This window comes from Cupriavidus sp. 10L43_2 (assembly GCF_056395265.1).
Genome location: NZ_JBFTJE010000011.1, coordinates 125,154 through 150,209, shown reverse-complemented (window position 1 = coordinate 150,209; position 25,056 = coordinate 125,154). Strand labels below are relative to the sequence as shown.

The window sequence follows — 25,056 nt, the reverse complement described above, 5'->3', positions numbered from 1 at the left end:
CGACGAAGGTTTTCAAGGTAAACGAGGGGAATCCCATGAAAAAGACAATGACTGGCAAGGGCCGCATCGGGCGGATGGCAGCATGGATCGGTGCCGTTGGCGCGGCACTGTGGCTGGCGGGTTGCGCGGTGACGGATGTGGGCCGTGCGCCGCAAATGTCGCCCGGCGACACGGTGGCGGTGCTGCCGATTGTCAACTACACCGAGACGCCGCAGGCCGGCCTGCGCGCCGAAGCCATCGCCGAATCGCTGCTGAAGACCGGCGGCATCGCCAACCTGAAGCGCTACCCGGCCTCGCTGAACCCGGAAACGCTGTTCGAGCCGGCCGAGCGCGAGTCGGTGGGCAAGGCGCTGGAATGGGCCCGGGGCGAGCGCGCCCGCTACGCGCTGACCGGCGCGGTGCAGGAATGGCGCTATAAAGTCGGCGTGGATGGCGAACCGGCAGTGGGCATCTCGCTGCAACTGATCGACGTGGCCAGCGGCCAGGTGGTGTGGTCGGCCACGGGCAGCGACAGCGGCTGGAGCCGCGCCTCGCTGTCGGGCACCGCGCAGAAGCTGCTGCGCCGCCTGCTGGCACCGCTGATGCAGGGTTGATCGCGTTTTCGGACGCTGTAGAAAAGGACAGGTGACACGCGTGGGGAATTCTGCGGAAAAAAGGCGCCAGGGGCAGGGGATCGGCCTCGGCGGGCGCTATGCGCGCTGGCTGGCGCCCGCGGTGAGCGGGCCGGCTGCGGTGCTGGAGTTGATCGCCACGATGGTGGTCGCGATGGGGCTGGCCTATCTGGTGCTGCCGCAGAACCCGCTGCTGCTCGGCATGGGCTTTCCCTGGGCGTGGCTGCTGCCGGTGATCCTGGCGCTGCGCTATGGCACGCTGATCGGCGTGGGCTCGGTGCTGATGCTGCTGGGCGGCTGGTTTGTCTTCGAAGCGCTTGGCAGCTACACCAGCGCGTTCCCGCGCATGTTCTTCCTGGGCGGGCTGCTGCTGGTGCTGATCTCGGGCCAGTTCGGCGATGTGTGGGGCACGCGGCTGGCGCGCGCTCGCGCCGTCAACCGCTATCTGGACGAGCGGCTGGCCGCGCTGACCAAGAACCACTACCTGCTGCGCATTTCCCACGCGCGGCTGGAGAACGACCTGCTGGCACGCCCGACCACGCTGCGCGACACGCTCTCGCAGATGCGGGCCGTCGCCATGGGCGACGCGGCCCGGGGTGGGGTGGACCAGCCCGAGACCACGCTGCCCGGCGCGCAGCCGATGCTGCAAGTGGTGGCGCAGGCCTGCCAGATCGAAGGCGCGGCGCTGTTCGCGTGTGATGGCGAGCGCATCTCGCCGCAGGCCGCCGCGAGCATCGGGCCGGCCTTCGAACTGAACCTGGACGACCCGCTGGTGCGCCATTGCCTCGACACGCGCGAGCTGGCCCACCTGCGTTCCTCGGGCCTGCAGCAGGACGCCGAGACCCGCTACGTGGCCGTGGCGCCGGTGCTGGCCGGTTCCGACCGCCTGATCGGCGTGCTGGTGGTGGAGCGCATGCCGTTCCTCTCGCTGACCTATGAAAACCTCCAACTGCTGATGGTGCTGATGGGCTACTACGCCGATGGCGTGGAGCACGGGCAGGCCACGCACGGCATCCAGGCGCTGATGCCGGCGATTCCGTACGCGTTTGCGCTCGACTACGCGCGGCTGTCGCGGCTGCGCCAGGAAACCGGCGTCGAAAGCTCGGTGGTGGCGCTGGTGTTCGACCTCGACGAAGCCCGCGACGCGCTGTTCGAACAGGTGGTGCGCAGCCGCCGGGCGCTGGACGTGGCCTGGCCCGCGCGCAGCCCGCGCCAGCGCGCCATGCTGACGCTGATGCCGCTGTCCGACAGCCAGGCCGTCTCGGCCTATCTGGTGCGGATCGAAGACATGCTGCGCGCGCAGTTCGGCACCGATTTCGCCACCTCGCACATCGGCGTGTACTCGCTGACCGTGCCGGCCACCGGCGCCGAAGACGCGCTGGTGCGGCTGTTGCAGCGTTGCCAGATCGATGGCGCCACGGCGACCGATGCCACGGCGCCGCGCTCGGTGGCCCCCGGCGTGGTAGCTGGCGCCGCCGGCAACAACGCTCCGGTGCCGGCTTCGGCCGGCACGCAGGCGGGCTGACGCATGGGCAAGCTGACCTTCGGCGGCACCGCCTTCCAGATCGCCGCGCTGGCGCTGCTGTTTCAGGGCGGCACGGGCCTGCCGCTGCTGCTGGCATTTTTCGCCCTGCAGGCGGCGGCCTCCGGGTTGCTGGGGCTGGCGCTGTGGCGTCTGCTGCCGCGCCGCTTCCGCGCGCCGTTTGCGTGGACCTACGCCTACCTCGCCGCGTTCTGCTTCTTCGTGCCGCTCGGCGGCACGCTGGTCTGCCTCGGCAGCCTGCTGTTCGCGCGGCTGTTCCCGGGCCGGCGCGATGCGTCCGGCATTGCCTCGGTAGCGCTGCCGGCCTTCGTCACCCACCTGATCCAGCGCGTGACGCACGGTGGCGGGGCGCGCCTGCGCGCGCAGCTTGGCAATACCCGCGCGCCGCTGCCGGAGCGCATGAACGCGCTGGTGGCCATGCAGTCGATGCCCACGCGCACGGCCAGCCCGGTGCTGCGCGAACTGCTGGCCGATAGCACGGACGATATCCGCCTGCTCGCCTACGGCATGCTCGACGGCGCCGAGAAACAACTGACGCAACAGATCTTGGCCGAACTGCCGCGCCTGGAAGCCGCCGACACGCCCCAGGCGCGCGGCGAGATCAACAAGCGGCTGGCCGACCTCTACTGGGAACTGATCTACCAGAACCTGGTACAGGGCGATGTCTACCGCTATACCGCCAGCCAGGTGGAGCGCTACGCCAGCGCCGCGCTGGAGACCGACGACACCAACGCCGCGCTCTGGTACATGCGCGGCCGGCTGGCGCTGACGCGCAATGCGCCGGCCGAGGCGCGCGCGTGGCTCACGCGGGCCGAGTCGCTTGGCTTCGCGCGTGAGCGCGTGCTGCCGCTGCTGGCGGAAGCCGCCTACCTGGAACGCGACTACGCCGCCGTGCATCGCCTGATGGCGGCTTTCGACAGTCCTTCGCCGCTCCCACTGGTGCGGCCCCTGTTGCGGTACTGGCAATCATGAGTGAAATACTGGTCAAGGGAACGTCCGCCGACGTCATGCTGCTGCTGGAAGGCACGTTCCCGTATGTGAGCGGGGGCGTGTCCAGCTGGGTCAACCAGATGATCCGCGCTTTCCCGGACATCCGCTTCGGCATCGTCTTTATCGGCAGCCGCCGGCAGGACTATGGCGAGATGGCCTACGCGCTGCCGGACAACGTCGTGCATCTGGAAACCCATTTCCTGTACGACTTTCCGCCGCCGCCGATGGTGCACGGCAGCGCGGGCGACCCGAAGGCTTTTGAGAAGTCCGACGCGCTGCACGAAATGCTGCGGGAGCCCGGCAAGGAACAGGAGGCGGGGGAGCTGATCCGCGAACTGATGCCGGCGCTGCGCGAGGGCGGGGCGCTGTCGGAAGATGCCTTCCTCTACAGCCGCCGCGCCTGGCAGACGATCACCGAGCAGTATCGGCAGTTCTGCACGGACCCGTCGTTCACGGACTACTTCTGGACCATCCGCATCATGCACAAGCCGCTGTGGCAGCTGGTGCGGATTGCCGACTCGCTGATCCCGGCGAAGATGTACCACACGGTGTCCACCGGCTACGCGGGCTTTCTGGGCGCGATGCTGCGCTACCGCAGCGGGCGGCCGCTGCTGGTGTCCGAGCACGGCATCTATACGAAGGAACGCAAGATCGACCTGTTCCAGAGCCAGTGGATCCGGGACAACCGCAACATCTTCGAGCGCGACATCTCCCAGATCAGCTACTTCCGCGAGCTGTGGGTGCGTTTCTTCGAGACGCTGGGCCGGGTCTGCTACGACGCCGGCGATGAGATCGTGGCGCTGTACGAGGGCAACCGCCGCCGCCAGGTGGCCGATGGCGCGGTGGAAACCCGCACGCGCAATATCCCGAACGGCATTAACCTGCCGCGGCTGTCGGCGCTGCGCACGCAGCGGGCGCCGGGCGTGCCGCCGGTGCTGTGCCTGATCGGCCGCGTGGTGCCGATCAAGGACATCAAGACCTTTATCCGCGCGATGCTGACCGTGGTGCGCGAGTATCCGGACGCCGAAGGCTGGATCGCCGGCCCCGAGGACGAGGATCCCGAGTACGCGCAGGAATGCCGCAGCCTGGCGGAAAGCCTGGGGCTCGGCCAGAAGGTCAAGTTCCTCGGCTTCCAGAAGATCGACGAACTCCTGCCGAAGGTGGGCGTGCTGATCCTCAGCTCGATCTCGGAGGCGCTGCCGCTGGTGGTGCTCGAGGGCTTCGCGGCGGGCGTGCCGTGCGTGACGACTGACGTGGGCTCGTGCCGCGAACTGATCTTCGGCCTGCCGGGCGAGGATGCAGCGCTGGGCGCGGCGGGCGGCGTGGTCCGTATCGCCGATCCGGCCGCACTGGCTGGTGCCGCGCTGGAACTGCTCACCGACCCGCCGCGCTGGCAGGCTGCCCAGGCGGCCGGCATCGCCCGGGTGGAGCGCTACTACACGCAGGAACAGATGGTGGGCAGCTATCGCACGTTGTATGCGTCGCTGATGGACAAGCCCGATCACGCGGGGCGCACGGATGGGGTCGCGCCCGCCGGCAATCCGGCAAAGTGCCCCGTGCACGGAGGACGCTGACATGGCCGGGATTGGTTTCGAACTCCGCAAGATGCTCCGGCGCGACAGCCTGTCCGGCATGCTGAGCGCCTACGCCTACGCCGGCGTGATCAGCTCCGGGCCGTGGGTGCTGTCGATCCTCGGCATCCTGCTGATCGGCCTGCTGAGCATCGGCTTCGTGATTCCGGGGATGCTGATCACGCAATTCCAGGTGTCGGTGACCTACCTGATTGCCTGCAGCCTGATCCTGACCGGGCCGATGCAGCTGTCGTTCACGCGCTTCACCTCCGACCGGCTGTTCGAGCGGCGCGACCACCTCGTGCTGTCGAACTACCACGCGGTGGCGCTGCTCTCCACCGGGCTGGCCGGCGCCATCGGCGTGGGCTGCGCGGTCTGGGCGTTCCCGGAGCAGTCGGTGCTGTACCGGCTGCTGATGATCGCGGGCTTCGTGATCATGAGCAATATCTGGATCGCGGCGATCTTCCTGTCGGGCATGAAGCAGTACAAGGCCATCGTGTGGACGTTCTTCGTCGGCTACACGATCACGGTGCTGGGCGCGCTGGCGCTGCGCTCGCGCGGGCTGGAGGGGCTGTTGGCCGGCTTCGTGGTGGGGCAGCTCTGCCTGCTGGTGGGCATGATCACGCTGATCTACCGCAACTACACCAGCCAGCGCTTCATGTCGTTCGAGGTGTTCCAGAAGCGCTACGCCTATCCGAGCCTGGTGGCCATCGGCCTGTTCTACAACCTCGGCATCTGGATGGACAAGTTCATGTTCTGGTACGCGCCGTCCACGGGCCAGCAGGTGATCGGCCCGCTGCACGCGTCCATCATCTACGACATCCCGGTGTTCCTGGCCTACCTCGCCATCATCCCGGGCATGGCCGTGTTCCTGGTGCGTATCGAGACCGATTTCGTCGAGTACTACGACGCGTTCTACAACGCGGTGCGCGGCGGCAGTTCGCTCGAGCACATCGAGGACATGCGCAACACGATGGTCCAGACCATCCGCCTGGGGCTGTACGAGATCGTGAAGGTGCAGGCCATCGCGGCGCTGCTGCTGTTCGTGGTCGGGCCGTGGGTGCTGCGGCTGCTGGGCATCTCCGAGCTGTACCTGCCGCTGCTCTATGTCGACGTGATCGGCGCGAGCTTGCAGGTGGTGCTGCTCGGCGTGCTCAACATCTACTTCTACCTGGACCGCCGGCGCGAGGTGCTGCTGCTGACCGGGACCTTCGTGGTGCTGAACTTCGTGCTGACCCGGCTCACGCTGGAGCTGGGCCCGGCCTGGTATGGCTACGGGTTCGCGGTGTCGCTGCTGATCGTGGTGGCGCTGGCGCTGTACCTGCTGGACCGCAAGCTGGAGCGCCTGGAGTACGAGACCTACATGCTGCAGTAGGGCGGAGCGGGCAGGGGAGGGTTGTTGTAGCTTTTACACGCGACGGGGCGCTTGCGTGCGCCTCGCTAGCCATCGTTTCAAACGTGCCGGCCCAATGTGGCCCAATGTGGCCCAATGGCTGCGCTTGCCGCGCGCCATCCCCCGCCGTCGCGGCGGCGCCGCAACACTGGTGCATGCCCCCCGAACGGAGCCTCGACGCGCCATCGTGCGTTTGGGTAACATGACGCGGCCGCGCCACACATCGGCGGTAGTCATCAGAGGGATGTATGAGAATTGCCTCCGTGGAGGACGACCCCAGCCAGGCCGCACAGATCCGACAACTGCTCGAGGAGGCCGGCTTTACCTGTACGAGCTTCGCCGCCGGATCGGATTTCCTGCGCGCGCTGCGCGACCAGGTATTCGACCTGCTGGTCATCGACTGGCAACTGCCCGACATGAGCGGCTACGAAGTCGTGAACTGGGTGCGCCAGCATGCCGGCCGGCTGCCGCCCATCCTGTTCCTGACCAGCCGGATCGATGAATCCGACATCGTCGCCGGCCTCGCCGTGGGCGCCGACGACTACCTGGCCAAGCCGGTGCGCCCCGCCGAATTCGTGGCCCGGGTGCGTGCGTTGCTGCGCCGCGCCTATCCGGCGGTGCCTCATGACGATCAACTGCTGCGCCAGGGCCGCTATGTAGTGGATGCGCGCCGTCGATCCATCACGCTGTCGGGCACGCTGGTGGAACTGTCGCCGCGCGAGTTCGACCTCGCGCTGTTCCTGTTCCGCAATATCGGCCGGCTGCTTTCGCGCGAGGTGATCGAGCAGGCCGTCTGGGGCCGCGCCATGGAGGCCGGCTCGCGCACGCTGGACACCCATATCTCGCGGCTGCGCATCAAGCTGGAGATGCGGCCCGACAACGGCGTGCGGCTGATGTCCGTCTACTCGCACGGCTACCGGTTCGAGGAGGCCAGCACGCTGGCCGCCGGGCAGCCTGATGCGTAGCCAGGCGCCGCCGTTGCCCCGGTATCTCGACGGCCTCGAGAACCTGCCCGAGGCCACGGTGATCGTCGATATCGACGGTGGCATCCTCGTGGCGAACCGCCGCGCGGTGGCGCTGGCGCCTGCCATGCTGTCCGGCATCGAGGATCTGGCGGCGGGCGCATCCCTCGATTTCCCTGATTTCCCCGAAGATGCCTATGGCGGCCTCGCGCCGCCGGGCCTGCCGGACCTGATCGAAGCGCTGTTCCCGGTGCCGGGCCCCGGCCTCGCCTACTGGGACGGGCTCTGCGCGGTGCTGGATTCCCACGCCCCGGTCATGTCGTCCGACGATTCCCAGGGCGTGGAACTCGCCACCGAGGACGATCGCCGCTTCCTGCTCCACGGCGCGCCGCTGCAGGGCGAGGCGGGCTGCCCGCCCGGGGCCATCGTCAGCCTGATCGACATCACCACGGTGCGCCGCGCCGAGCGCCAGCGCGCCCAGATGCTGCATTTCCTGTCGCACGACATGCGTTCGCCCCAGGCGTCGATCCTGGCGCTGATCGACATGCAGTCGCGGCCCAACCGCGCGCTGCCGCCGGAGGTGCTGCTGGCCCGCATCGCCGAGCACGCTCACCGCACGCTGGCGCTGGCCGATGACTTTATCCGGCTGGCGCAGGCCGACTCGGAGCGGCTGGAATTTGCCGAGGTGGAGCTGACCGGGCTGGTGCTGGATGCCACTGACGAACTCTGGGCGCTGGCCAAGGCGCGCGGCATCGAGCTGCAACTGAGTCTGGAGGCGGAGGGTGAGACCCTGCGTGCCGCGCCGGTGCTGCTGGTGCGCGCCATCGCCAATCTGGTCAGCAATGCCATCAAGTTCGGGCCGCCGGGCAAACCGGTGTCGGTGCGACTGCGGCGCATGGGGCCGTTCCTGGCGGTGGCGGTGTCGGATTCCGGCCCTGGGATTTCCTACGCGGATCAGGCACGCCTGTTCGAACCGTTCCGCCGCGTGCATGCGCCGGGCGCCGATGCGCCGGGCGGCAGCGGGCTGGGGCTGGTGTTCGTGAAGACCGTGGCAGAGCGGCACGGCGGCCGCGTCATGGTGGACAGCGCCGCCGGCGCCGGGGCCACCTTCACGCTGTTGCTGCCGTTGCGCCGCCGCGCCGGCTGATCCGGCCGCGCCGACACAATTGTTGGCAATCGGCAGAGCCGAACTTGCCTACGATGGGTGGGGCCACGGACTCCGCATCCGAGGCTTTAGTGTCCGCGCTGGCCTCGGCGCGGACACGGCTTTTTTTACTTCGCCATCCCCGGTGCAGGCGCCGGCGTGGCGGCCGGCACCGGTGGGGTGGGTTCGGGCTTGGCGCCGTCGGCGTCCGGCTTGGCCGATGCATCGGGGGAAGCCGGCGTATCCGGCTTGATCCGCTTCGGCACGTCCGAAGGCGTGCCCTCATCCTCATCGTCATACGACGGCAGATCGTCGCCGCCCTGGCCCAGCAGGTAGCGGCGGCGCTGCAGATAGCCATCCCGCACGAAGGAATACTTGTCCAGCGCCGCCAGCGAGAGCAGGTCCGTCGCGCCGAGCAGGTTCGTCCGCACGTTCACCACGTTGAGCGCGAACAGCGAATTGCGCCATGCCGGGTCGAGGTAGTGCGCTGGGTCGAGGTAGAAGCTGCCGGCCAGCCCGATGCCATCACGCACCGTGCTCGGCCCGAACAGCGGCAGCACGATGTACGGCCCCTGCGGAAAGCCCCACACGCCCAGCGTCAGCCCCAGATCCTGCGAATGGCGCTCGATGCCGGCTGCCGTGGCGATGTCGATCAGGCCTCCGATGCCAAGCACCGAGTTGATCGCCACGCGCATCAGCGTCTCCGCCGCGGCGGTGCCCTTGCCTTGCAGCAGGTTGTTGGCGAAGTTGCCGACGTCGGCGAGGTTCGAATAGAAGTTGGTCACGGCCAGCCGCACCGGCTCGGGCGTCACGGCCTTGTAGCCCTTGGCGACGGGCACGGCCACGTACTGGTCCACCGTGTCGTTGACCTTGAAGGTCACGCGGTTCATCGGCTCGAGCGGATCGTCGGGGTTGGCTTGCGGACCGGAGGCGCAGCCCGTGATCAGGGCGGAGAGGGCGGTAGCGGCCAGCACGCTGGCGATCCGCGAGCGGCCCATCGAGCGGGGAACAGAGGGGGAAACCGGAAGATGGCGGGCGCCGGGCATGAGCGGGAGACGGGAGAGCATGGTGAGACGGTTGGTCTTTCTTGATTTCTTGTGGTTATGGGGGCCGGCCGCCGGTACTTCAAGGGCGGCGGCAGGCAACAATACCGCATCACCGCCACTTACCGCCTGGTATTCCCGTTGTCTGCCCCATGGTGGTTATCGGCGGAATTCCCCAGCGTCGTAGCCACCGTCAAGGGGGGTAGCGAGGGGCCGAGCGGGTCATGGCGCCCCACCGGCGCCCGGCGCGGCCGGCCCATCAGGATCGGCTGGAAGAACACCGCGCCCGCCAGCGTGGTCACCAGCGCCAGCGCCAGCAGCTTGCCCATGCTCGCCGTGCCCGGGTGGTGCGACAGCCAGAGGCTACCGAACGCCGTGGCCGTGGTGGCGGCGCTGAACAGCACCGCATGCGTCAGGCTCGATTGCAGCAGCTTGGTCTTGCCGTTGCGCCACGCAATCACGTAGTAGATCTTGAACGCGACGCCGATGCCGAGCAGCAGCGGCAGCGCAATCACGTTGGCGAAGTTCAGCGCGATGCCGAACACCACGCACAGCTCCAGCGTGACGATGCCGGACACCAGCAGCGGAATCAGCGTGCGCAGCACGTCGCCGATGCGCCGCAGCGTGATCCAGAGCAGCACCGTGATCGACAGCACGGCCCATAGGCCAGCATGGCTGAACGCGGTCATGATCGTGTCCGCCGAACCGCGGATCGCGATCGGGCCGCCCGTGGCATCGGGCTGCACGCGGGCCATCACGTCCAGGAAGTGGTCGAGCGCGGCGGCGCGCGCGGCCTCGTTCTTGACGCCTGGCGGTGGCAGCTTGGGCGTAACGCTGAGCAGCGCCTTGCCGTCCGGGGCCAGCCAGTCGCGCAGGAGTTCAGGCGGCAGGGTCTGCTGCGACACCGGCTCCGGCTGCAGCGAACGTTGCAGCGTGGCCAGCGCAAGCCGCAGCGGCAGGGCGATGGCGCGCTCGGCACGATCGCGCGTGGCGGGTTCGGCATCGGACAGCTTCTTCAGGGAACGCGACAGATGCGCGGCGGCTTCCGCGCCCGGGCCGGGATGATCGAGCGCGGCCAGGTCGAGCTGGCGCGAGGCGTTGCGCAGTGATGCCACGCGCCGCACATCGTCAGCCGGCGCGGATGGGGATTGCGTCAGCGCCGGCATCATCGTCTTCGCCAGCCCGGCGATGATCGCCAGCTTCGGCGCCTGGTCGTCAGGGATGAAGGTGCGCAGCGTGACCACGCGCTCCACCTCGGGCAGGGCCTTGAGCTTGTCGGCGGTGCGCTGGGCGGCGGCCAGGGACGGGGCCAGCACCTTCACGTCGTCGGTGCCGGCCTGCGGGGCATCCTTGAGCGCCAGCAGCGTGGACATCGACTCGGAATGCGGGTCCTTCAGGTGCAGCGGATCGAAATCGAACTTCAGGTGCGGCAGCAGCGGGGCGCCGCCGATGATCAGCACCAGCACGCCCACCAGCACGCCCTTGCGATGGCGCTCGAAGAACGCATCGGCCGGGGCCAACCAGCCGAAGCCGGGCAACTCGGCTTCGCCCTTGGGGCGCAGCACGCGGATCAGGGCCGGCAGCAGCGTGAACGTGGTGGCGTAGGCGATGAACATGCCCACGCCGGCGATCTTGCCCAACTCCGCCACGCCCCGGTAGTCGGTGGGCAGGAAGCAGAAGAACGCGGCGGCAGTGGCGGCGGCGGCCAGCGTCAGCGGCGTGCCGACGTCGCGCGCGGTCAGCCGCAGGGCTTCGTCGAGGTCGTCGTGCTCGTGCCGCTCGGCACGGTAGCGCACGCCGAACTGGATGCCGAAGTCCACCCCCAGCCCGACGAACAGCACGGCGAACGCCACCGAGATCATGTTCAGCGCGCCCACCATCATCAGGCCCAGCGCGGCCGTCATCAGCAGGCCGGCCACCAGGCTGGCCAGCACGGCCACGATCAGGCGCGCGGAACGCAGCGCCATCCAGAGAATGCCGATGACCACCACCAGCGTGAGCAGGCCGTTGAGCACGGCACCTTCGCTCACGGATGCGAATTCGTCGTCCGCCAGCGGCTGCGGGCCGGTGAGACGGACGGCGGCGCCATAGCGCTGGTCGAGCTTGAGATCGGCGGCGGCGCGACGGATGGCCTCGCTGGCGCCGGCGCCGGCCTTGAGGTCGCTGAAGTCGAGCACCGGCGACAGCGTGACGAAGCTGAACGCCCGGCCATCGGCATTAGGCTTCAGGCTGTCGTCGACCAGCCCCATCCAGGACAGCGCCACGGGTTTGTTGGCCAGCACGCCGTCCACGGTGGTGGCGCTGGCCGCCAGCAGCTTCTCCATATCGCCCAGCTTGATCTGGCCCAGTTGCAGCGGCAGGGTCAGCGTGGTGGTCAGCAGGTCGGACAGCCCACGCAGCGTGGGGTCATGGGCGAGGTTGTTGATCAGCGGTCGCGCCTGGGTGAGCTTGGCGGCCATGTCGTTGACCGAAGCCGTATCGGCGAACAGCAGGCCGTTGTGCTCGAAGAAGGCGCCCGCGCCGGGCTGGCCTACTGCGCGGAAGCGCTGCGGCTGCTGGCGCAGGGCGTCGGCCAGCTCGTTGGCGGCGGCGTCGGCCAGTTCCTTGGCCGGGGCCTGCACCACGGCCAGGATCATTTTGTCGCGCTGCGGAAACGCGTCGCTGATGGCCGCGTCGTTCTGCGCCCACGGCGCGTCGGACTCCAGCAGGCGGCTGATATCGGTATTGATGGCGAAGTTGCGCGCCATGTAGACGCCGCTGGCAATGGTGAGCAGCAGCGAGACGCCGATCACGGTCCAGGCGCGAACGGTGGAAAACTTGACGATACGGGTCAGCGTGGATCTGATCATTTGCGTGGGGTTCTGGCACCCGGCCCGGCCGGGGCGCACGGAGGCGGCAGCCCGGAGTATAGCCGCTGGCAGCGGCTTCTCCGCACCCGCCGCGGTCCGGCCGCGCCGCGATCCGCTATATACTGGGCCGACTGGCCCTGTGGTCGATTATCCCTGCATCGGAGACTCATGAACCGACAATTTCCCAGCGCCATCATTGCTCCCGCGATTGCCCCCGTTGCCGTGGCGATTGCGGCCGTAGCGATGATCGGCACCGCGCACGCCCAGACGTCACCTGACAAGCTCGTGCAAACCGCCGTCGAAGGCGTGATTGCCAAGATCAAGGCCGATCCCGAGACGCGCAGCGGCGATCTGGCAAAAATTACCGCCGTCGTGCAGCGTGAGTTCCTGCCTTACACGGATTTCGGCCGCACCACCCGCCTCGCGGTCGGGAATGCCTGGAAGCAGGCTACCCCTGAACAGCAAAAAACACTCCAGGAGCAATTCACGGCCCTGCTGGTGCGCAGCTACGCGGTTTCGCTCTCGCAACTGCGTGACCAGAGTCCCAAATTTACCTACAAGCCGGCCAAGGCTGGCAGCAGCGCCAACGACTCCGTGGTGGCCACCCGCGTGCTGAACAATGGCGACGAGATGCTGATCGACTACCGCCTCCAACGCGGCAACGACGGCTGGAAAATCTACGACATCAATATGATGGGCGCGTGGCTGATCGAGGTGTACCGCAAGCAGTTCGCCGACATCGTCGCCCGCGACGGCGTGGACGGCCTGATCAAGTATCTGACCAATCACAACGCCCGGGCGGCAGCTTAATCGTCCCAAACAAAAAATGAAGCCGATTTGGCTACAAACGTAGTCAAATCGGCTTCATTCATTTGGAGCGTGTGCCCCGGCCGCCATCGCCGGGGTGAGTTCAGGCGCTCAATGCGTCGCTTGCACGGCTTCGGCGCGGCTGCCCTGAGCCTTCTTCAGGTTGCCGATCTCGGCCAGCTTGATCTCGACGTGGCGCGAGAACACGTAGTCGGCCGGGCGTTGCTTGTCCAGCGAGATGTCCGGGGCCATGGCGCCGGTTGTCTTCACGCCGCGCAGGGTCACGCCCAGCGCCTTGAGCGGATGCGAGAACGTGTCGGCCACGGCGGTGGCTTCGAAGCCGCTGTGGACCATGCAGTCGGCGCACTTTTCATAGTTGCCGACGCCATAAGCGTCCCAGTCCGTGTCTTCCATCAGTTCCTTGAAGGTCTTCACGTAGCCTTCGCCCACCAGGTAGCACGGGCGCTGCCAGCCGAACACCGTGCGCGCCGGGTTGCCCCAGGGCGTGCACTTGTAGGTCTGATTGCCGGCCAGGAAGTCCAGGAACATCGTCGACTGGCTGAATGCCCAGTTCTTGCCCGCACGGCCGCGCGACAGGATGTCGCGGAACAGCTGCTTGGTCTTGTTGCGGTTCAGGAAGTGCTGCTGGTCCGGCGCGCGCTCGTAGGCATAGCCCGGCGACACCGTGATGCCGTCCACGCCCATCGCCTTGACCGAGTCGAAGAACTTGGCCACGCGGTCCGGCTTGGCGTCGTTGAACAGCGTGCAGTTGATGTTCACGCGGAAGCCGCGTTCCTTGGCCATGCGGATGGCTTCCACGCAGCGGTCGTACACGCCTTCCTGGTTGACCGAGTGGTCATGCATCTCGCGGTCGCCGTCGAGGTGGATCGACCACACGAAGTACGGGCTCGGCTCGTACTGGTCGATCTTCTTCTCCATCAGCAGCGCGTTGGTGCACAGGTAGACAAAGCGCTTGCGGGCGATGATGCCGCGCACGATCTCGGGCATGTCCTTGTGCAGCAGCGGCTCACCGCCGGCGATGGACACCACGGGCGCGCCGCACTCGTCCACGGACTGCAGGCATTCCGCCACGGACAGGCGCTGGTTCAGGATGGGATCCGGATAGTCGATCTTGCCGCAGCCGGAGCAGGCGAGGTTGCAGCGGAACAGGGGTTCCAGCATCAGGGCGAGCGGGTAGCGCTTTTGCCCGGAGAGGTGCTTGCGAGCAATATAGGCGCCAACGCGGGCGACCTGCAGAAACGGAATGGCCAAGGGGTGCTTCCTGTGAGGGTTCGGCGGTGCGGTTCAGCCTGCCGCCGTCTGGTCGGCGAGGCGCGCATCGCGCTGTTCGGTTGTCTTGCTGGCGGGTTGTGCCAGTGCTGTGTCGGCCAATTCGGCCGGCAGGCGGAATTCCGCGTGTTCCACGATGCCTTCCATGGTCGATACCTCGACCGGCCCGAGTCGGCGTAACGCCGCGATCACGTCTTCCACCATCGCCTCGGGCGCCGAGGCCCCCGCGGTAATGCCCACGACATCGGCGTCCCGAACCCAGGCGGGATCCAGCTCGCTGCCATCGGCAATCAGGTAGCTCGGCACGCCGCTTTCCGTGCCAATTTCGCGTAAACGGTTGGAATTGGAGCTATTTGTCGCCCCGATCACGAGAATCACATCCACCCGCGACGACATCTCGCGCACCGCACTCTGGCGGTTTTGGGTGGCGTAGCAGATGTCGCGCGTGTTCGGCCCGACCAAATTGGTGAAGCGCGCCGCGAGCGCCGCAATGATATTACGGGTGTCGTCCACGGACAACGTGGTCTGCGTGATATAGGCCACGGGGGCATCTATCGGCAGGTCCAGCGTGGCGACTTCCGCTTCATTCTGGACCAGGATCACCTTGCCGGGGATCTGGCCCATCGTGCCTTCCACCTCCGGGTGCCCGGCATGGCCGATCAGGATCACGTGACGGCCGGCCGCAGCATACTGGCGGCCCTGGGTATGCACCTTGATGACGAGCGGGCAGGTCGCGTCGATGGCGTGCAACGCTCGGTGCCGGGCGTCCGCCACGACTTCCCGCGAGACTCCGTGGGCGCTGAAGATGGTGACGGCGCCACCGGGCACTTCTTCCAGTTCCTCGACGAAACGCGCGCCTTTCTGCCGCAAGCCTTCCACCACGTGCTTGTTGTGGACAATCTCGTGCCGGACGTAGACGGGAGCGCCGTGCTTGACGAGCGCGCGGTCGACGATCTCGATCGCACGGACCACGCCGGCACAGAAGCCCCGAGGCTGGGCGAGTATTACCTGCATAGGGACGGCCCCCCGACCCACTGACGAATATTCAACATTTTCTTATCTTGGTATGCCGGCATCACTTTCCGGCTCACGGTGGTTACTATATACCGGTGCAGAAATTTCTGTCTGGCACGTTGGCTGCGGCCAACACGGGCTTTTGGGTCACAATGCGCGTGGTTTAGGGCCTTAACGGCCCAAAATGGCAATCTGTAGACAGGGGAACTGAAATTAACAATTGCATTTTGGTGACAGGCGCGTCGGGTTTTCTTGGCTCTTCTGTGATGCGGCAGGCCCTCGACCGGGGTTTCCAGGTCCGGGTGCTGGTGCGGGCCACCAGCCCGCGTGCCAACCTTGCCGGGTTGCCTGTGGAGGTGGTGGAGGGCGATATGCGGGACGCGGCGTCCATGTCGCGCGCGATGGCGGGCGTGCGCTATCTGTTCCACGTGGCGGCCGATTACCGGCTCTGGGCGCCCGATCCCGAGGAAATCGTCCGATCCAACGTGGATGGCACCGTCACCGTGATGGAAGCCGCCCGGCAGGCCGGCGTGGAGCGCATTGTATACACCAGCAGCGTGGCCACGCTCCGGGTGGCCGGCGCCACGGCGCCCGTGGACGAGACGGCTGCCATGGCCGGCCACGAGGCCATCGGCGCCTACAAGCGCAGCAAGGTGCTGGCCGAGCGCGAAGTGGAGCGCCTGGTCGCCGAGGGTTTGCCGGCGGTCATCGTCAATCCGTCCACGCCGATCGGCCCGCGCGATGTACGGCCGACGCCCACCGGGCGGATCATCGTCGAGGCGGCCACGGGCAAGATCCCGGCGTTCGTCGATACGGGCCTGAACCTCGCCCATGTCGATGACGTCGCGACGGGCCACTTTTTGGCGCTGGAGCGCGGCAAGATCGGCGAACGGTATATTTTGGGTGGTCAGGACGTCACTTTGCAGCAGATGCTGCAGGACATCGCCGGCATGACCGGCCGCAAGCCGCCCACCGTGCAACTGCCACGCTGGCCGCTGTACCCGCTGGCGCGGGTGGCCGAGACCGTGGCGCGTTTCACCGGAAAGGAGCCGTTCGTGACCGTTGACGGCCTGAAGATGTCCCAATACCGGATGTTCTTCACGTCGGACAAGGCGCGGCGCGAACTTGGCTACACGCCGCGGCCGTATCAGGAGGGGCTGCGTGACGCCCTGACCTGGTTCCGCGAGGCCGGCTATCTCAACTAGCACTATTAGATACAGATAGAGCGATCGCGCTCACGAGCGGATCGGCGCCTGGGCGCGGCCTTTCCACTGGCCGCCCCGGCGTAGCCAGTAACGGCGCGCCGAATCCAGCGTCGCGCCCAGATAGAACAGCGCGGTGAGCGGCAGCAACGGTGCCAGCCAGGCCGGTTGCCGGTATTCGCGCAGCATCGGCCGATAGCTGACCGCCATCAGGATCCACGCCAGCCACGCCGGCCACAGCGCGGCGCCACCGGCCAGCGCCAGCACCGGTGGGGCCAGGTAGGTCAGGATCATGCCGAGCGTGGCGCCGGCCAGCATCCAGGGCGAGTAGTGCAACTGGGTGTAGGCGCTGCGCGCGATCATGTTCCAGAGGCTTTCCCAGTCGTCGTAGGGACGCAGCGAGATGCTGTCGTCCGCCAGATCGAGCCGGATCGGGCCGCCTTCCTTGATCCGCGCCGCCAGGCTGCAATCGTCGATCAACTCGCCGCGAATGGCATGGAAACCGCCGATACGGGCCAGCGCCGAGCGCCGCGCCAGCATGCAGCCACCCGCCGCCGCCGCAACGCGGCTCGACGGGTCTGCCACCCGCGCGAACGGGTAGAGTTTGGCGAAGTAGAAGACAAAAGCCGGCACGATCATGCGTTCCCAGGCTGATTCACAGCGCAGGCGCACCATCAGCGAAACGAGGTCGCGGCGCTCGTGCTCGGCGCGGGCCACCAGTTCTGTCACCGTTTCCGGGCCATGCCAGATGTCGGCGTCGGTGAGGAAGGCGAAGCCGGCGTCCGGCATCTGCACGTCGGCGGCGGCCAGCCCCTCGGACTGCGCCCAGACCTTGCCGCTCCAGCCGGCAGGCAGGTCGCGTGCCGCCACCACGGTGAGCTGGTCGGCCTTGCCGATCGACAGCGCAGCGGCGCGGGCGATATCGGCGGTGCCATCGCTGCTGTGGTCGTCCACCACGATCAGGTGAAGCCGGCCCGCGTAGTGCTGGCCCAGCACGCCGGTCACGGCGCGGCCGATCACATCGGCCTCATTGCGGGCGGGGATGATGCCGACCACGGGCGGCCACGCGGCCGGGCGGGGGGAGGGCGCGGGCTTGCGCACGCGCCAGAAGCCGGCGCGGGCGAAGACCAGTACGCACCAGATCAGCAGGACCAGCAGGGACAATCCAAACGCCATGGCGTGCGTCAATTCCAGATTCATTTGAGAAAGCGGCGCACCAGCCGGGCCAGCCGGGGCACCGTGGTCGGGCGCAGAAGCCGCGCATCATACCCCGCCATGCGCCGCGCGTCCTCGGCCAGGCAGAGGTCGATCATGGCGCCGGGGGAGAGCGTCTGGCCCAATGTGTCGGCGGCGTTCATCGGAAAATTCGCATCCTGGGCGGCGCCGTCCACATCCACGTCAATGCCGCGCGCGATGCCGATGCGCTCGCGGATCAGGAAGAACCAGACCCGCCAGACCTTCCAGGCGAAGGCGGGCTTGCGCCACCACGGCAGGCTGGCGCGGTACCACGCCACCCAGTTCGCAAAAAACAGGATATGGCGGCCTTCTTCCTGGATCACGGGCTCAAATGTCTCGACCAGCTCGGCCGGAAAGAAGCCGGAGTCCTTGGCGGCGGCGAACAGCCCGAACGCGGCGAAGCTGTCGATGCACTCGCTGTAGCCGGTCACCAGCCAGCCCCATTCGGGGTCGGCGGGCGGCAGGTACTCGGGTTCGGGCGCCAGCGTGATGCCATACGCCTCCACCAGCTTGGCCAGCACCACCTTGTGGCGCGCTTCCTCGTCGGCATCCATCTCCAGCGCGCTGCGCAGCAGCGGGTCGCGCACGGTGCGGGCATAGCTGTGCACGCGGATGGACGCACGGCCCTCGGTCTGCACGGCGATGTCCCAGATCGGCAGCGAGGTCACCCGGCGCAGCGCATCGGGCGGCAGCACCGGCCAGTCGATCACGGACGGTTTGTAGGGGTTGTGGGTCTGCAGCAGCATGTTGCAGAACATGCGCAGGTGTTCGGGAGAGCCGATGCGGAGCCGGTCCGGCAAGGGATCGGTCCAGTGGCGCATCGCATGGTCGGCCTGCTCCACCGCTGTGCGGGCGATGGTCGCCGCCACGGCGGCGGCACGCGCCTCAGCGCTGGCGGGGGCAGACGGGCTCGGCGAACTGGCGGTGTCGGCAGGGGCGGATGGCAGGTCCGCGACGCTGCCATCGGCTTCGAAAGCTCTTTTCATTGGCGCTCCGGGCAGGGGATGCGGAGGCCATTGTATCTAGGGCCGGTCAATATCGCAGGCCAGGGTGGCCTGATTTTTTCGGGGGCGCACTGCCGGAAGCGGGATTTCGGCGAATTGTCTTACCGCGCACGCGATTCGTGTCCGGGGCGGTGATGCGGGTCGGGCGGGAATTCGGGGAAGACATCGCATTCGCCCCGCACGATGTTCTCGATGGTGGCACAGATGCCCTCGGTGCCGCGCGGGCCCACGCAGACCAGGCTGCGCGGATGGTCGGAATGCGGCGGGATGGCGTAGACGTGCATCCCTTCACGATAGAGAGGATGCCGGGCGAGCCGCTCGTTCATCAGTTCGACAAAGCGGCGGGGGCTGACAGTGGGCTTGTCCATCGCTTTTCTCCGAGAGGCATACGGGAAAAAACGGGACAAAGCGTCCCGTGCCGTGTGCCGCCACGCTTTCAGACTAGGCCGGCGGCCACGGTGGATCAAGGGCAAACAAGCGCTAACGTCGCTTAATGCCTGCCAAACGGATGTTCGATGCGTCTAATGGCGCATGTCCTTCGGATACATGCCGGGCAGTTCGCTTGCCGCGCGCTGGCCGTCGAGCATGCTGTTGCCGGCAGCCCAGCAGGCCGCTTCGGCCTCAGCCTGGGAGCCGTAGTCGGTGGCCGCCTCGATCATGCTGTCGCATTCGGCGCCTCCGCATTTCTCCTCCACCACGATGCGCCATGTATAGCGTCCGGGTGGGTCTTCCATCACATGCATCACGAGGGTGCGACGGTGGTCGGCGATTGTCGTGGGATGAGCGGACATGGCGGTTCTCCCGGAGGGCAGGGTTACGACCGGTGGTGGACTTTCAACATAGCACCGCATGGCCGCTTTGCCAGTGTCATCTGCCGCCGTGCGGCGCGCGCGGCGCCTGGCGCCTTCCGCCGCCCTGTCATTTCCAGTATCTTGTGTCGCCTGGGCAGTGGCCGCGCAACGCGGCAGCGCCCGCATTTCGCTCACCCCCATGCTCGCCTCTCCGACACTTTCCGAACGGATCGCCTCGCTGATCGCCCATTTCGACACGGCCATCCTGCCCGCCTGGACCGGTCCCGGCTGGCGGGCAGACCTCCGGCTGGCGCATGAGGCGCTCGATGGCGCCACCAGCCAGCCCTTGCCAGACAAGCGTTTCCGGGCGATGGCCTGCGCGCGGCAACTGTACGTCTTCGCCACCGCCGGCCACCTCGCGCATGCCGATACGCTGTTCGCCTCGCTCCAGCACTATTTCGGTGATGGCGCAGGCGGCTGGATCTACAGCACCGATGCCGATGGCGCGCCGCGCGATACGACGCGCGACCTCTACACCCACGCCTTCGTGGTCTTCGCCTGCGCCCACTACCATCGCGCCGGGGGCAGTGCGGCGGCGCTCGAGACCCTGCGCCGCACCGTGGATGTGATCGAGAATCGATTCGGCGACGGAAACGGCCTCTATCACGCGGCTTTGTCGCCCAACTTTGCGGTCAACGGCGGCGGCGTGCTCCAGAACCCGGTCATGCACCTGACGGAGGCCTACCTCGCCGCGTGCGATGTCACGGGCGATAGCTGGTTCGCCGCCCGCCTGCGAGAGATGGGGGCGGCCGTGGCGGAGCGTTTCGTCAATCCCGCCAATGGCTGCGTGGCCGAGCAGCCGCAGGGCACGCCCGGCAACCGGATCGAGCCGGGACATCAGTTCGAGTGGTATTCGCTGGTGATGATGGCGCCGGCCCTGTTCGCCGATACGCCGTTGCCGGCCTCGCTGCGCCGCGCGTACGACTTCGCACGCACCCATGGTGTGATCAATGACACACTCGGTGTCAGCGCAGCGCTGGATCTCGACGGCACGCTGCAGGACGGTACCCAGCGGATCTGGGCCCAGACCGAATTCGCCCGCGCGTTGGCCGTAAAGGGCACCGTGGAGCAAGACGCGGCGCCGCTGATCGAACTGGAGCAGTGGATCGACCGCTTCCGCAGCCGTTTTCTCCATGCCGATGGCTGGCACGAATGCGTGGCGCCGGACGGCGAGGTGGTGCGCGCCGAAATGCCGTCCACCACGCCTTACCACCTGCTCACGGCCTATCAGGCGCTGCGCACGCTCGGCTGAATCGGCGACGAAGCGGGCTGCTGACGCCTCAATCCATGCGCGATGCGCGCAGATCACTCTTGCGCAGCAGCGTCAGCAGCGTCTCCGCCGGCTCGGAAAGGCGGCCAGCCGCCAGCGAGATAAATTCCACTTCTGGCAGCGCCGGCAACTCCTGACTGTTGACGGGCGGCACCAGCCCGCGCCCCGCCAGCGCATGGGCCCGCACGGTGATGCCGAGCCCGCCGCGCGCGGCCGCGATGCAGCCGGAGTGGCTGCTGCTGGCGCAGACCACGCGCCAGGGCCAGCCGGCCTTGGCCAGCGTGGCGAGCACAATCGAGCGCGTGACGCTGGGCTCGTTCACCAGAATCAGCGGCAGCGGCTGGCGCACGTCGATCACCGTGCCCGGCCGGGCCAGCCATTCCAGCGGCCCCCGGAACAGCGACACGCCGCGCCGGTCGCCCTCGCGCCGCTTGCCGATCATCAGATCCAGCATGCCGGCATCGACCAATTCATAGAGCTTGCCGGTCATGCCGATGGTGATTTCGAGTTCCACGTCGGGATGGGTGTCGCGGAACGCCGCCAGCACATTGGGCAGCGGGCCCTGGGCGAGGTCGTCCGAGGTGCCCAGCCGCACGCGGCCGCGCAGCCGGGGCGCGCTGAACTGCGATTCTGCGCGCGCCAGCGCCTCCAGGATTAGCCGGGCGTGGACCAGCAGCGCTTCGCCATCGGCAGTCAGACGCAGGGAGTGGGTGTCGCGCACGAACAGGCGCCGCCCCACGCTGTCTTCGAGCCGGCGGATATGGTCGCTGACCGACGATTGCGAGAGGCCGAGCTGGCGGCCCGCATCGGTAAAACTGCGCGCCGTCGCCACGGTGGCGAAGGTCTGGATCCAGACGGGATTGAGCATCGGGCCATTGTCATCGGATTTTCCGATTGCAGTCAATAGCGCCAGAGGGGTTCCCGATGGGCAGCCCGGTGTTTACCATAGGGTCCATTGTTCCTGGCCACTGCCGACCAGGGATTACAAAGAATCACCATGACCACCGCTTCAGCCCCCGCCAGCCCAGCCGCCGCCTCGCAGAAGGCCATGCTGTGGATCGTCTTCGCCGGCTTCTTCATGCAGACGCTGGACACCACCATCGTCAACACCGCGCTGCCCTCGATGGCGCACAGCCTCGGCGAAAAGCCCCTCGACCTCAAACCGGTGGTGGTGGCCTACACGCTGACCATGGCGATGCTGACCCCCGCCTCCGGCTGGCTCGCCGACAAGTTCGGCACGCGGCGCGTGTACTTCTGCGCCATCCTGATCTTCGTGCTCGGCTCCATCTACTGCGCCACAGCCCATACGCTCACGCAACTGGTGATCGCGCGGGTGCTGCAGGGTGTGGGTGGCTCGATGCTGCTGCCGATCGGCCGGCTGGCCGTGCTGCGCAATATCCCGGGCGAGCAGTACATCGCCGCGCTGGCGTTCGTGTCGATCGCCGGGCAGGTGGGGCCGATCTTCGGCCCGGTGCTGGGCGGCTGGCTGGTGCAGAGCGCGTCCTGGCACTGGATCTTCCTGATCAACGTGCCGGTGGGGCTGGTGGGCCTGCTGGCGGTGCGCCGCTACCTGCCGGCGGGGGAGGCCGGCGTGGCGCCGCCGTTCGACTGGGTCGGCTGCGGGCTGCTGTCGCTATGCATGGTGGCGTTCTCGCTGGCGCTGGACGTGCCGCACGGCGCATCCCACGCGCTGCTGTGGAGCCTGGGGCTGGCCGCCGTCAGCATCGTCGCCGCGCTGCTTTATATCCCGCATGCACGCCGGCACGCCACGCCGCTGTTCCGGCTGGCGCTGTTCCGCGAGCCGAACTTCAGCGTGGGGCTGGTGGGCAATCTGGTCTGCCGCATCGGTTCCGGCGCGGTGCCGTTCCTGCTGCCGCTGCTGATGCAGTTGCAGCTCGGCTATTCGCCGTTCCATTCGGGCCTGATGCTGCTGCCGGTGGCGGTGGCCGGGACCGTGTCCAAGCGCTGGATCGTGCCGCTGGTCAACCGCTACGGCTACGACAACTTCCTGCTGGTGAACACGCTGATCGTGGGGGCCTCGATTGCCTCGTTCGCGGCGATGTCGCCGGGCTGGCCGCTGGCCCTGTCCATCCTGCAACTGGCCACGTTCGGGGCCTCGAACTCGATGCAGTTCGCGGCCATGAACAGCGTGACGCTGAAGGGCCTCTCGCGCGAGGACGCCGGCAGCGGCAACAGCCTGTTCTCGATGGTGCAGATGCTGGCCATCGGCCTGGGCGTGACGATTGGCGGCGGGCTCGTCAGCCTGTTCTCGAACGAGCTGGGCGTGGCCGCGCCCGCCTATCGGCTGGCCTTCCTGGCGGTGGGCATCATCACGCTGCTGTCGGCCTTCGTGTTCCGGCGACTGGACGGCGAGGCACTCAATCCGGTGCGCCGCGCGGTCTGAGCCCGGTCTGAGCCCTAGCTCTCACTCGGTCACGCCGTTCTCATGAAGCAGCCGTTCGCATTCGTCCAGCATGTCATGGGCGAAGGCGGACTGGTAGTTCGGATCGAGCGCTTCCATCATCTCGTGCGTCGCGTAGAGGCCGGCTTCCCGCGAGAGCGATTCGGACAACTGGCGCGCGAACTGATCGCTCAGCTCCGAGAGCAGGCGCCGTTCCGATAGCGCCAGTTGCAGCTTGGAGCGCGACAGCCACATCCCGGCCAGCGTGGCGCCCTGCGCGTCGGTCATCCATTTGCCGTGTTCGTAGAACGCTGCCAGCCGCTCGGCCGTCAGCGCGAACAGCAGCGCCTTGCGGGTGTTGAAATCGATGCGGGGCGGGGGCGTGGTGGGAATCATGCCAGCCGCTCGCGCAGCCACTGGCCGATATCGGCAATTTCTTCCAGGCAGACCGAGTGCGGCATGCGGTACGTGTGCCAGGCCACCGGCTGCTCCCGCGCGGTGAGGAAGTCCCGGGCGCGCGTGCCCAGGCCCAGCGGCACCACGTCGTCCTCCGTGCCGTGCGCGGCGAACACCGGCGTGGCGGCATTGGCGGGCGTGGCCTCGGCGGCGATCAGGTCTGGCGAGGGGATGTAGGTCGAGAGCGCGATCACTCCGGCCAGCGTCTCCGGGTGCGTCAGCGCCGTGGTGTAGGCGATGGCGCCGCCCTGCGAGAACCCGGCCAGCACGATGCGGCTGGTCGGCACGCCGCGCGCGTTCTCGCGCGCGATCAGCGCGCGGATGGCCTCGCACGAGGTGCGGATGCCCGCCTCGTCGGCGCGCCGGCCGGCTTCGTCGAGCGAATAGATGTCATACCAGGCCGGCATGACGTAGCCGTTGTTGCAGGTGACGGGAATCGCCGGGGCATGCGGGAAGATGAAGCGCACCGCCAGCGTGGCGGGCAGGCCCAGTTCGGGCACGACGGGGACGAAATCGTTGCCATCGGCGCCAAGGCCGTGCATCCAGATCACGCTGTGCGTGGGGTTTGGCGCGGTCTCGAGGTCAATCGCGGGCAGAAGGGTGCTCATGGGCCGGTTCCTTGAAGTCTGGTGCAGACGTGCGCATGCCGCCCCGGAGTGGGGGCGGCATGGCATCGAACGCGGCGAGTATCGCACAGCCGGGCATGCCGGCCGGGCGAAGGAACGGTCAGGCGGCCGAGGGTACGATGGGGACGGTGGTCAGGCCCGGCGCCACGCGCGCGGGCTGCGAGGCCGGCGGCAGGGCGGGTGCTCCGGGGGTGGGCGACATGGCCGCATGGCGACGGTCCGCCACGCCTTCGACACCGGTCGCGCCCACTTCCTCGAGGAACGAGATCATGTTGCGGTAGTAATCGACTTGCATCTGCGCTTCCAGCAGGCGACGCTCTGCCTGAAAAAGCGTCAGCCTCATGTCTTGCAGTTCCTTCTCGGCGATCTTCTCTGGCGTCGGCGGACTGAACAAGTTGGCAAGCGAACGCATGGCAGTTACCTCCAGGGCTGTCTTACGGCTGGGTGATTCGGGATGTGCGCGCCATAGGTCAAATATAGTCGATTCGCCGCGAGGTACACGATGGGTCACCACAATGCATGTGGCGTCGCCCACAAGGATGATTGCCGCCACTTACCTGGATGAGTAGATTGTTCGCCCATTGGCCTCCCGCCCCGTGATTGCGGGGGATCCGGGCGCGATCCGGGGCGATTCCGGCGCCATACTTTGTGATTACTACCGGCGGCTGTGTGACGTAATTGCCTGTCATGGTCAACATTGCAAAGCGGACCGCCGGCGCCCATCCGATGAAAAAAACAACACCCGCGTGGGTGGCGCGCAACAGCAGGTGATCTGCACGCATCAAACATACGT

At 67.5% G+C, this 25,056-nt stretch carries 23 protein-coding genes; 11 read left to right on the top strand and 12 right to left on the bottom strand.

The annotated features are described in order from the left end of the window. The first annotated feature begins 35 nt into the window (after positions 1-35). The 7 genes from AC1DEL_RS17085 (at position 36) to AC1DEL_RS17055 (ending at position 8,217) form a co-directional block, all read left to right on the top strand. Positions 36-593, top strand: coding sequence for a penicillin-binding protein activator LpoB (locus AC1DEL_RS17085; protein ID WP_092297071.1), 558 nt, complete (start codon positions 36-38; stop codon positions 591-593). Between the two features lie 40 nt (positions 594-633). Beyond that, the gene (locus AC1DEL_RS17080; protein ID WP_092297432.1) at positions 634-2,136 is read left to right on the top strand and encodes a PelD GGDEF domain-containing protein; all 1,503 of its coding nucleotides are present in this window, start codon (positions 634-636) and stop codon (positions 2,134-2,136) included. A 3-nt stretch (positions 2,137-2,139) separates the two neighbouring features. After that, entirely contained in the window at positions 2,140-3,126 is a 987-nt protein-coding gene (locus tag AC1DEL_RS17075) for a tetratricopeptide repeat protein (RefSeq protein WP_092297074.1), read from the top strand. Next, the gene (gene pelF, locus AC1DEL_RS17070) at positions 3,123-4,718 is read left to right on the top strand and encodes a GT4 family glycosyltransferase PelF (protein ID WP_441592878.1); all 1,596 of its coding nucleotides are present in this window, start codon (positions 3,123-3,125) and stop codon (positions 4,716-4,718) included. The genes AC1DEL_RS17075 and pelF overlap by 4 nt, the downstream gene beginning before the upstream one ends. Before the next feature lies 1 nt (position 4,719). Beyond that, positions 4,720-6,090 (top strand): exopolysaccharide Pel transporter PelG, encoded by a 1,371-nt coding sequence (pelG, locus tag AC1DEL_RS17065; RefSeq protein WP_441592879.1) that lies wholly within the window; start codon positions 4,720-4,722, stop codon positions 6,088-6,090. A gap of 266 nt (positions 6,091-6,356) precedes the next feature. Next, positions 6,357-7,073, top strand: a complete 717-nt coding sequence (locus AC1DEL_RS17060) for a response regulator transcription factor (RefSeq protein ID WP_092297083.1) — start codon at positions 6,357-6,359, stop codon at positions 7,071-7,073. Positions 7,074-7,086: 13 nt separating this feature from the next. Continuing rightward, entirely contained in the window at positions 7,087-8,217 is a 1,131-nt protein-coding gene (locus AC1DEL_RS17055) for a sensor histidine kinase (protein WP_441644286.1), read from the top strand. Between the two features lie 125 nt (positions 8,218-8,342). Here AC1DEL_RS17055 and AC1DEL_RS17050 read toward each other — a convergent pair whose 3' ends face one another. Next, positions 8,343-9,212: an MlaA family lipoprotein gene (locus AC1DEL_RS17050; RefSeq protein WP_092297090.1), complete on the bottom strand. Its 870-nt coding sequence runs from the start codon at positions 9,210-9,212 to the stop codon at positions 8,343-8,345. 167 nt (positions 9,213-9,379) lie between these two features. Next, entirely contained in the window at positions 9,380-12,106 is a 2,727-nt protein-coding gene (hpnN, locus tag AC1DEL_RS17045; RefSeq protein WP_477126039.1) for a hopanoid transporter HpnN, read from the bottom strand. Positions 12,107-12,274: 168 nt separating this feature from the next. Here hpnN and AC1DEL_RS17040 point away from each other — a divergent pair, with 168 nt between their 5' ends. Next, positions 12,275-12,916: an MlaC/ttg2D family ABC transporter substrate-binding protein gene (locus AC1DEL_RS17040; protein WP_092297096.1), complete on the top strand. Its 642-nt coding sequence runs from the start codon at positions 12,275-12,277 to the stop codon at positions 12,914-12,916. Positions 12,917-13,024: 108 nt separating this feature from the next. Here AC1DEL_RS17040 and hpnH read toward each other — a convergent pair whose 3' ends face one another. Both hpnH and ispH read right to left on the bottom strand, forming a co-directional pair. Next, positions 13,025-14,185 (bottom strand): adenosyl-hopene transferase HpnH, encoded by a 1,161-nt coding sequence (gene hpnH / locus AC1DEL_RS17035; RefSeq protein ID WP_092297105.1) that lies wholly within the window; start codon positions 14,183-14,185, stop codon positions 13,025-13,027. Between the two features lie 33 nt (positions 14,186-14,218). Continuing rightward, entirely contained in the window at positions 14,219-15,217 is a 999-nt protein-coding gene (gene ispH / locus AC1DEL_RS17030; RefSeq protein WP_092297108.1) for a 4-hydroxy-3-methylbut-2-enyl diphosphate reductase, read from the bottom strand. 212 nt (positions 15,218-15,429) lie between these two features. Here ispH and hpnA point away from each other — a divergent pair, with 212 nt between their 5' ends. Further along, positions 15,430-16,422: a hopanoid-associated sugar epimerase gene (gene hpnA / locus AC1DEL_RS17025; protein WP_092297111.1), complete on the top strand. Its 993-nt coding sequence runs from the start codon at positions 15,430-15,432 to the stop codon at positions 16,420-16,422. 30 nt (positions 16,423-16,452) lie between these two features. Here hpnA and AC1DEL_RS17020 read toward each other — a convergent pair whose 3' ends face one another. The 4 genes from AC1DEL_RS17020 to AC1DEL_RS17005 all read right to left on the bottom strand — a co-directional run bounded on the left by AC1DEL_RS17020 (position 16,453) and on the right by AC1DEL_RS17005 (position 19,450). Next, positions 16,453-17,595: a glycosyltransferase gene (locus tag AC1DEL_RS17020; RefSeq protein WP_477110452.1), complete on the bottom strand. Its 1,143-nt coding sequence runs from the start codon at positions 17,593-17,595 to the stop codon at positions 16,453-16,455. Between the two features lie 20 nt (positions 17,596-17,615). Continuing rightward, positions 17,616-18,524, bottom strand: a complete 909-nt coding sequence (locus AC1DEL_RS17015; protein WP_211943569.1) for a ferritin-like domain-containing protein — start codon at positions 18,522-18,524, stop codon at positions 17,616-17,618. 236 nt (positions 18,525-18,760) lie between these two features. After that, a complete protein-coding gene (locus AC1DEL_RS17010; protein ID WP_477126038.1) occupies positions 18,761-19,027 on the bottom strand; it encodes a hypothetical protein in 267 nt (88 codons plus the stop codon). Positions 19,028-19,180: 153 nt separating this feature from the next. After that, positions 19,181-19,450: a hypothetical protein gene (locus AC1DEL_RS17005; RefSeq protein WP_092297120.1), complete on the bottom strand. Its 270-nt coding sequence runs from the start codon at positions 19,448-19,450 to the stop codon at positions 19,181-19,183. Between the two features lie 199 nt (positions 19,451-19,649). On the opposite strand from AC1DEL_RS17005, the gene AC1DEL_RS17000 reads away from it, so the two are divergent. Then, the gene (locus AC1DEL_RS17000; RefSeq protein WP_477126037.1) at positions 19,650-20,762 is read left to right on the top strand and encodes an AGE family epimerase/isomerase; all 1,113 of its coding nucleotides are present in this window, start codon (positions 19,650-19,652) and stop codon (positions 20,760-20,762) included. Between the two features lie 28 nt (positions 20,763-20,790). Here AC1DEL_RS17000 and AC1DEL_RS16995 read toward each other — a convergent pair whose 3' ends face one another. Continuing rightward, a complete protein-coding gene (locus tag AC1DEL_RS16995) occupies positions 20,791-21,648 on the bottom strand; it encodes a LysR family transcriptional regulator (protein WP_441644280.1) in 858 nt (285 codons plus the stop codon). A 129-nt stretch (positions 21,649-21,777) separates the two neighbouring features. Between AC1DEL_RS16995 and mdtD the strand changes: the two genes are divergently transcribed. Beyond that, entirely contained in the window at positions 21,778-23,184 is a 1,407-nt protein-coding gene (gene mdtD, locus AC1DEL_RS16990) for a multidrug transporter subunit MdtD (RefSeq protein WP_477113403.1), read from the top strand. 21 nt (positions 23,185-23,205) lie between these two features. On the opposite strand, the gene AC1DEL_RS16985 is transcribed toward mdtD, so the two are convergent. The 3 genes from AC1DEL_RS16985 to AC1DEL_RS16975 form a co-directional block, all read right to left on the bottom strand. Continuing rightward, on the bottom strand, positions 23,206-23,577 hold the full coding sequence (locus tag AC1DEL_RS16985; RefSeq protein WP_177219960.1) for a hypothetical protein: 372 nt from the start codon (positions 23,575-23,577) through the stop codon (positions 23,206-23,208). Beyond that, on the bottom strand, positions 23,574-24,245 hold the full coding sequence (locus AC1DEL_RS16980; protein ID WP_477107963.1) for an alpha/beta hydrolase: 672 nt from the start codon (positions 24,243-24,245) through the stop codon (positions 23,574-23,576). Before AC1DEL_RS16980 ends, AC1DEL_RS16985 begins: the two co-directional genes overlap by 4 nt. A gap of 118 nt (positions 24,246-24,363) precedes the next feature. Then, positions 24,364-24,675, bottom strand: coding sequence for a hypothetical protein (locus tag AC1DEL_RS16975; protein WP_092297134.1), 312 nt, complete (start codon positions 24,673-24,675; stop codon positions 24,364-24,366). Positions 24,676-25,056 lie beyond the last annotated feature (381 nt).

Bases quoted from the DNA above. Each gene is read 5' to 3' on its own strand.
- hpnN (WP_477126039.1), bottom strand. From the start codon at position 12,106: ATGATCAGATCCACGCTGACCCGTATCGTCAAGTTTTCCACCGTTCGC.
- AC1DEL_RS17085 (WP_092297071.1), top strand. From the start codon at position 36: ATGAAAAAGACAATGACTGGCAAGGGCCGCATCGGGCGGATGGCAGCA.
- AC1DEL_RS17000 (WP_477126037.1), top strand. From the start codon at position 19,650: ATGCTCGCCTCTCCGACACTTTCCGAACGGATCGCCTCGCTGATCGCC.
- mdtD (WP_477113403.1), top strand. From the start codon at position 21,778: ATGACCACCGCTTCAGCCCCCGCCAGCCCAGCCGCCGCCTCGCAGAAG.
- AC1DEL_RS17060 (WP_092297083.1), top strand. From the start codon at position 6,357: ATGAGAATTGCCTCCGTGGAGGACGACCCCAGCCAGGCCGCACAGATC.
- AC1DEL_RS16980 (WP_477107963.1), bottom strand. From the start codon at position 24,245: ATGAGCACCCTTCTGCCCGCGATTGACCTCGAGACCGCGCCAAACCCC.
- AC1DEL_RS17010 (WP_477126038.1), bottom strand. From the start codon at position 19,027: ATGGACAAGCCCACTGTCAGCCCCCGCCGCTTTGTCGAACTGATGAAC.
- AC1DEL_RS16975 (WP_092297134.1), bottom strand. From the start codon at position 24,675: ATGCGTTCGCTTGCCAACTTGTTCAGTCCGCCGACGCCAGAGAAGATC.
- AC1DEL_RS17050 (WP_092297090.1), bottom strand. From the start codon at position 9,212: ATGGGCCGCTCGCGGATCGCCAGCGTGCTGGCCGCTACCGCCCTCTCC.
- ispH (WP_092297108.1), bottom strand. From the start codon at position 15,217: ATGCAGGTAATACTCGCCCAGCCTCGGGGCTTCTGTGCCGGCGTGGTC.
- AC1DEL_RS17020 (WP_477110452.1), bottom strand. From the start codon at position 17,595: ATGGCGTTTGGATTGTCCCTGCTGGTCCTGCTGATCTGGTGCGTACTG.
- AC1DEL_RS17040 (WP_092297096.1), top strand. From the start codon at position 12,275: ATGAACCGACAATTTCCCAGCGCCATCATTGCTCCCGCGATTGCCCCC.
- pelG (WP_441592879.1), top strand. From the start codon at position 4,720: ATGGCCGGGATTGGTTTCGAACTCCGCAAGATGCTCCGGCGCGACAGC.
- pelF (WP_441592878.1), top strand. From the start codon at position 3,123: ATGAGTGAAATACTGGTCAAGGGAACGTCCGCCGACGTCATGCTGCTG.
- AC1DEL_RS17075 (WP_092297074.1), top strand. From the start codon at position 2,140: ATGGGCAAGCTGACCTTCGGCGGCACCGCCTTCCAGATCGCCGCGCTG.
- AC1DEL_RS17005 (WP_092297120.1), bottom strand. From the start codon at position 19,450: ATGTCCGCTCATCCCACGACAATCGCCGACCACCGTCGCACCCTCGTG.
- AC1DEL_RS16995 (WP_441644280.1), bottom strand. From the start codon at position 21,648: ATGCTCAATCCCGTCTGGATCCAGACCTTCGCCACCGTGGCGACGGCG.
- AC1DEL_RS16985 (WP_177219960.1), bottom strand. From the start codon at position 23,577: ATGATTCCCACCACGCCCCCGCCCCGCATCGATTTCAACACCCGCAAG.